Consider the following 4,810-nt stretch of genomic DNA (forward strand, 5'->3'; position numbering starts at 1 on the left):
GCGGCAGACAGCACGACTTCGACAGCACGAGGACCCCGGGACGTCATGAAAACAGCCTACAGACTTAGTCTCGCCATTTCTGGCGCAGGACACTAGTGCCGCATCAGGCAACGTTCGCCCTGTCGTGACGCGCCGCGCTGGATCGCGCCTTGGGATCCGTTCACGCTGGACTGAATGCCGAGCTCGGCAGTAGTTTGCGGCCCTGTGAGTCACAACGACGCCATCGCCATGTCCCCGCCCGTGCCATCGACCGAGCGGGAGCCGCTCTTCGTACCGAAGGCGATGACGACCATGGTCGTGGCCGCGCTCGGGGCCTGTGTGGTGGAGATGCAGAAAGGCCTGCGTCTGCTGGTCGTTACCTGTCGAGCTCCGTTCCGAGCCGGCCGGTGTTGGGTCTCGCAGGACCGAGATCACGTGCCGGTCAGCGGTCTTGTGTGGCTATGGTCTCTTCGTCGGGGGTGAAGCGGAGGGAGCGGAGAATGTCTGCGGTGACCTCGCAGTATTCGGGCCAGTGGTCGGTGCTGGGCGTGCTGAATGTGAGCACGAGCATCTCTTGGGCTCCGGGGACGGCTTGCTGAGGAACTGGGATGAAGGCTTGGAGCTGGGCGACATTGATCGGGATGCTCTCGCCGGTTCCGGTGTACTCGGGCGGCAGGCGCAAGGAGGGGTTTTGTTCGATGACGATTGCAGCCTTGCCGCATGGCAGGTCGCGTATGGATACTGCCGCGCGCCTGCCGAGTTTGTTCACCATGATCTGCTGGATGCCGGCGACAGCGACGTCCGGATCGGCGTAGCTAAGCGGCTGCAGACCCATGATCAGAGTCCCGGCTGATGGCTCGCTGTTGATCTTTCCCAGGCATGTTGCCGCATAGAACACGCCTGCGGCGCCGAGGGACTCCGTGGCTTTCTGGTAGTCGGCCACGAGTTGGCGCAGTTGCCCTGCGTTCGGACTGCCGGGCTGCTGCCCTGCCCGGAGCAGTGCTTCTGCCTCAGCCTCTTCGGGCGACAGCCCTGGCGTGATCGGCTTGAAGAAGGGGGGTATGACGACGCTGACGTTCACTGCTGCCTTCCGTTGCGGCCGGGGGGCGGCATGTGACCTGCGCCCGGGGTGGGAGTGAAGCGTTGCTTCCTGCGACCTAGGGCTACTCGTCCGGCAGTCACCAGGGCCACCGCCGCCAGCAACAGTACGGTGGCGATTGCTGCAGGTACGAGGAGGACGGCACCTGCCTGCTGTCTTTCGTACGCGACGAATCCACAAACACTCGCCACGACAAGAAGCAAGCCGGCCAACCGCCCGACGGCTTCGGGGTTGACCGTACGGCGCACATCGCTCGCGATGGCCGCCAAGTCGGCTGCCTGCGGCGGGATATATCCCTGCTGCACGTGAGGGGCCGCGTAAGGCAGCCGCCGCATCACGAGCTTGCGATCACTGCCCCCCGAACCCTTGAGGCAGAAGAGGTCGTATCCACGCAGCCGCCCGAACCAGACGATCTCCTCGATGCTCATCCCAACACCGCTCCAACGAACCTGCACTTCCTCGCTGCCGTCGAAGGCGTACAGCAGATCCTGTTGGTGCCGCAGGGCCACCTTTCGGGTCCCCACCAGGTTGCGGCCGGCGGAGGCAATGACATAGATGAGGAGAATGAAGACAGCCACTGCCGCAAGCAAAAGCAATATGGGTTTCATTGATCGTTCCCTTTACCGTCCTGCGCGCTGTTCGGCAGCTGCGGCGTCCTTCTCCGAGCCCTTGTCCCAAGCGTTGCTGAACGCCATGCCGAGACCGACTACCGGGCCCGCCCCAGGCACTGCCATGGCACCGCCAAGCACCCACGCTTCCGTCTTGCTGTCCGGCATGAAGTAACCCAAAGCTGTGCTGTCCTGGAAGTAGTCATACGTTGTCATTCCGACCGACGTCCATCCCGCCCCGTGCTCCCGGGCCTTAAGCCCCCGGTAGATCGCGGCTTGGGCAACACCGCCGACGTCATCCACCTTGGAGGCGGCCTTCCCGAGCCCGAATGAGGCAAGCCCCAATCCGTCCTCGATCAAGGTGCGGTCGCTGACTTCAGCGCCCGCGAACTTCGCGGTGAGGTGCAGTCCCAGACCAATGCCTGCAGTGACGCCGGAGACAGCTCCCAACGCCACTCCCACCGGGGCCAGAAGGCCGGTCGCGTCCAGGGCGAGCCCGACCACGCCCGTCACGGTGCTAATGGCGGAGAAGACGTCCCCGACGGCGGAGATGGCGTTGGCGTGTTCTTTGGTCCAATCCCAAACGGCATTGGCGAACAGAGCGTGGCCTTCGACGAGGGTTTCGACCCCGTCGATGAGGCGGTCCCAGAACCCGGGCTCGTCCGGGGCCTGTTCGCAGGCCTTCTGCATGAGCTGAGCCGCCAGGGCGGCGACCTCGTCGTGGCGGGCCAGGAGCCGCTTCGCGTCAGCGTTGATCATCTCGAGGTCGCGGCGCGCGGCGTTGACCTGCTCGATCGCCAGGTCCAGACGCCGCTGAGCCTGATCGGCTTCCTCCTGCGTGGGGAACTGCCGGCCGTCCAAACCCAGGTCGGGATTGTCCTCTGCAGTCCGTACGCGCCTTCGTGCCACGTCGGCCTGGTCTTCATACCCTCTGGCCTGGTGCTTCATGACGGCCAGCTGGTCCTGCCAGTCCAGCAGCGCACCGGCTGCGCGCTGGAAACTCCCGGTGGCCGCATCCAGGATCTTCGGCAACTCACGGACCTTCGCGGTGAAAGCGTCGGCCGCGATACCGCTCCACCCCCCGCTCCCGTTGATGATGCTCGTAAGAACGCCGTCAGCAGCCTTCAGCTTGGCGTACGTACCGTTGACGTCCTGAGCGAGCGCGGCGACGGCGGCAGGGGAGCCGGGGGCAGGGTCGAAACCGAGCGCAGGGTAACCCTCCACGGTCGTCGCTCTAGGGCTGGCCAAAATGGTCTCCAGGGTGTCGGCTGCGGCGGAGCGCGCCAGCATGCAGTCGGGATCAACAAGGGGACAAAACGATGAGTGCTTGACGCAATGCTCGACACTTTGACGGAGAAAGTGCCTGCTGACGGTCAGCCGAAATCGTCCGCCATGCCGTAACTACGCCCGCGTGCCTCGGGGCCTGGGCTCGTGCTGCCGGACGCGGCTGAGCCGCTGGGACCTGTACCTCCGCTGAGCGTGCCCCCACCGCCGCCGAACCCCTCGGCAATATGGCGTTCCGCTTCGCTGTAGTTGTGCGAGGTCCGCTGGAGACCACCGCGTATCGCGTCGGTGAACTTCGAGAGTTGACCAATGCCGTACTTCCACGCGTCGCGGAACTCACCACAGCGCTCCTCCAGGCCGGCGTGCCCCATTTCGCGGACAGATGCCTGCTCCATCCGGTAACCGGCGGACTTCATCTCAGTCGCACACTCTTCCAGGCGCCCCGCCAGTTCACCGAGCTGCTGGGCATCCACACGGAACGTCCCAGGAAGTGATTCGGACACTACCCACCCCCACAGTTGCTGTACGCGGCAAGTGGGTAACTTTACGCGTCGGGCTCCTGCGGTATCCGGCTGGGAGGCACCCAGGCTCCAAGGGGCGCCGGTGTATGAGGGCGCCGTCACTCTCCCTCCAGCCATCACGTGGTACGCCTCTCCCCTCAGGTCCCTGTTGCGTCACTGCGCGGCGGCGGTACGCGGAGTGCAGGTGTTTCTGAGGGGAGAAGCTGCGTGGATGGCTGGAAGGTCTACTTGCTAACCCTCGAAGGGTTCGGGTCCTGACGACTTGTAAGGCGTAGGTGGTGGGGCCGGTCGTAACTTGCTGACGGCCGGCGAACCGTACGAGTGCCTCGTCAAGGCCGCCGTCCTCGGCGTTGATCGGCAGAGTTTCGGCCACTGCATCTGATTGCCCGGCGGGTCCCGGACAGCTGCGGGTACGGTCGATCAGTTTGATGGCTGGCGGTGGCTGCCGGTGGGAAGTGTCCGGTCGGCGTGTCGTCGCATTGCGGGTGGGGGTGGTTCGGTGGTCAGTACCGAGCAGAAGATCGAGGAGCAGTTCGCGCAGTTTCAGCAGAAGGCCGGTGCTTGCCATGCCGAGGTGCTGAAGCACTCCGACGGTGACCAGTTCGCGGTGGAGTACGCCCGGCTGGTTGACGTCACCAGCAAGCTGGTGGAGTTCGAGAAGACGATCCCCGAGCGTTTGGCCGAACCCGATCGCAGACGCAGTGAGCGCATCGTGACGTGGTCCTGGCGCGGCCAGGCGGCCGTCGGCGCGGTGCTGATCGCGCTCGTCTTCGTCCTCGACCGCTCGAGCTGGTGGTTGGTCCTGCTGGTCCCGCACTTTGTGGGAACGTTGGCCGGCTGCTTCCAGAAGGTCGATGCCGAACAGCACCGCGACCGCCGCTTCGGAGCCGTCGCACTGCACGTGGTCGCGCTCCTGATGGCCCTCATCAGCCTGAGCGTGATCAGCCGGTGGTTCATCATCGCCGCCGCCGTGGGCTGGGCGTTTGTCGCCGGGTCCTCCATGGACAGCACGGACACGGGCGCGAAGGGGGCGCGGCGGTGAGCGACGACTACAGCTACCAGGTCCGCAGCCTGGAGACCCGGACCGGCGGTATGGAGCACGAGCTGCACTCGCTGCGTTCGAAGCTGGGGGAGGTCGAAGACCTCGACTACGAGCTGCAAGGCATCCGTGGCGACATCCGCAGCCTCGAGGACGACCTCAGCACCGTCCGCAACGACCTCACCGGGACTGTAAAAGGAACGGTGTAACTCCGATCATGGAGGATTGCACCTGTGACCAGCGAGAACATAGCCGTAGCGTCTGAGGCGGGGGCCTCGCC

The 4,810-nt window shown here is 65.0% G+C and carries 6 protein-coding genes; 2 read left to right on the plus strand and 4 right to left on the minus strand.

Features of this window, described 5'->3' with window-relative positions; translation table 11 throughout:
* Positions 1 to 421: 421 nt before the first annotated feature.
* The 4 genes from AC07FK_RS33995 to AC07FK_RS34010 form a co-directional block, all read right to left on the minus strand.
* On the minus strand, positions 422 to 1,060 hold the full coding sequence (locus AC07FK_RS33995) for a hypothetical protein (protein ID WP_479108758.1): 639 nt from the start codon (positions 1,058 to 1,060) through the stop codon (positions 422 to 424).
* On the minus strand, positions 1,057 to 1,686 hold the full coding sequence (locus AC07FK_RS34000) for a hypothetical protein (protein WP_479108759.1): 630 nt from the start codon (positions 1,684 to 1,686) through the stop codon (positions 1,057 to 1,059). The genes AC07FK_RS33995 and AC07FK_RS34000 overlap by 4 nt, the downstream gene beginning before the upstream one ends.
* Positions 1,687 to 1,698: 12 nt before the next feature.
* Complete coding sequence (locus tag AC07FK_RS34005) at positions 1,699 to 2,976, minus strand: putative T7SS-secreted protein (RefSeq protein ID WP_479108760.1); 1,278 nt, start codon at positions 2,974 to 2,976, stop codon at positions 1,699 to 1,701.
* Positions 2,977 to 3,059: 83 nt separating this feature from the next.
* Positions 3,060 to 3,443, minus strand: coding sequence for a hypothetical protein (locus AC07FK_RS34010; protein ID WP_479108761.1), 384 nt, complete (start codon positions 3,441 to 3,443; stop codon positions 3,060 to 3,062).
* Positions 3,444 to 3,990: 547 nt separating this feature from the next.
* Between AC07FK_RS34010 and AC07FK_RS34015 the strand changes: the two genes are divergently transcribed.
* On the plus strand, positions 3,991 to 4,533 hold the full coding sequence (locus AC07FK_RS34015; protein ID WP_479108762.1) for a hypothetical protein: 543 nt from the start codon (positions 3,991 to 3,993) through the stop codon (positions 4,531 to 4,533).
* Complete coding sequence (locus AC07FK_RS34020; protein ID WP_479108763.1) at positions 4,530 to 4,739, plus strand: hypothetical protein; 210 nt, start codon at positions 4,530 to 4,532, stop codon at positions 4,737 to 4,739. Before AC07FK_RS34015 ends, AC07FK_RS34020 begins: the two co-directional genes overlap by 4 nt.
* Positions 4,740 to 4,810: the final 71 nt, after the last annotated feature.

The organism is Streptomyces sp. NPDC046122 (assembly GCF_056429965.1).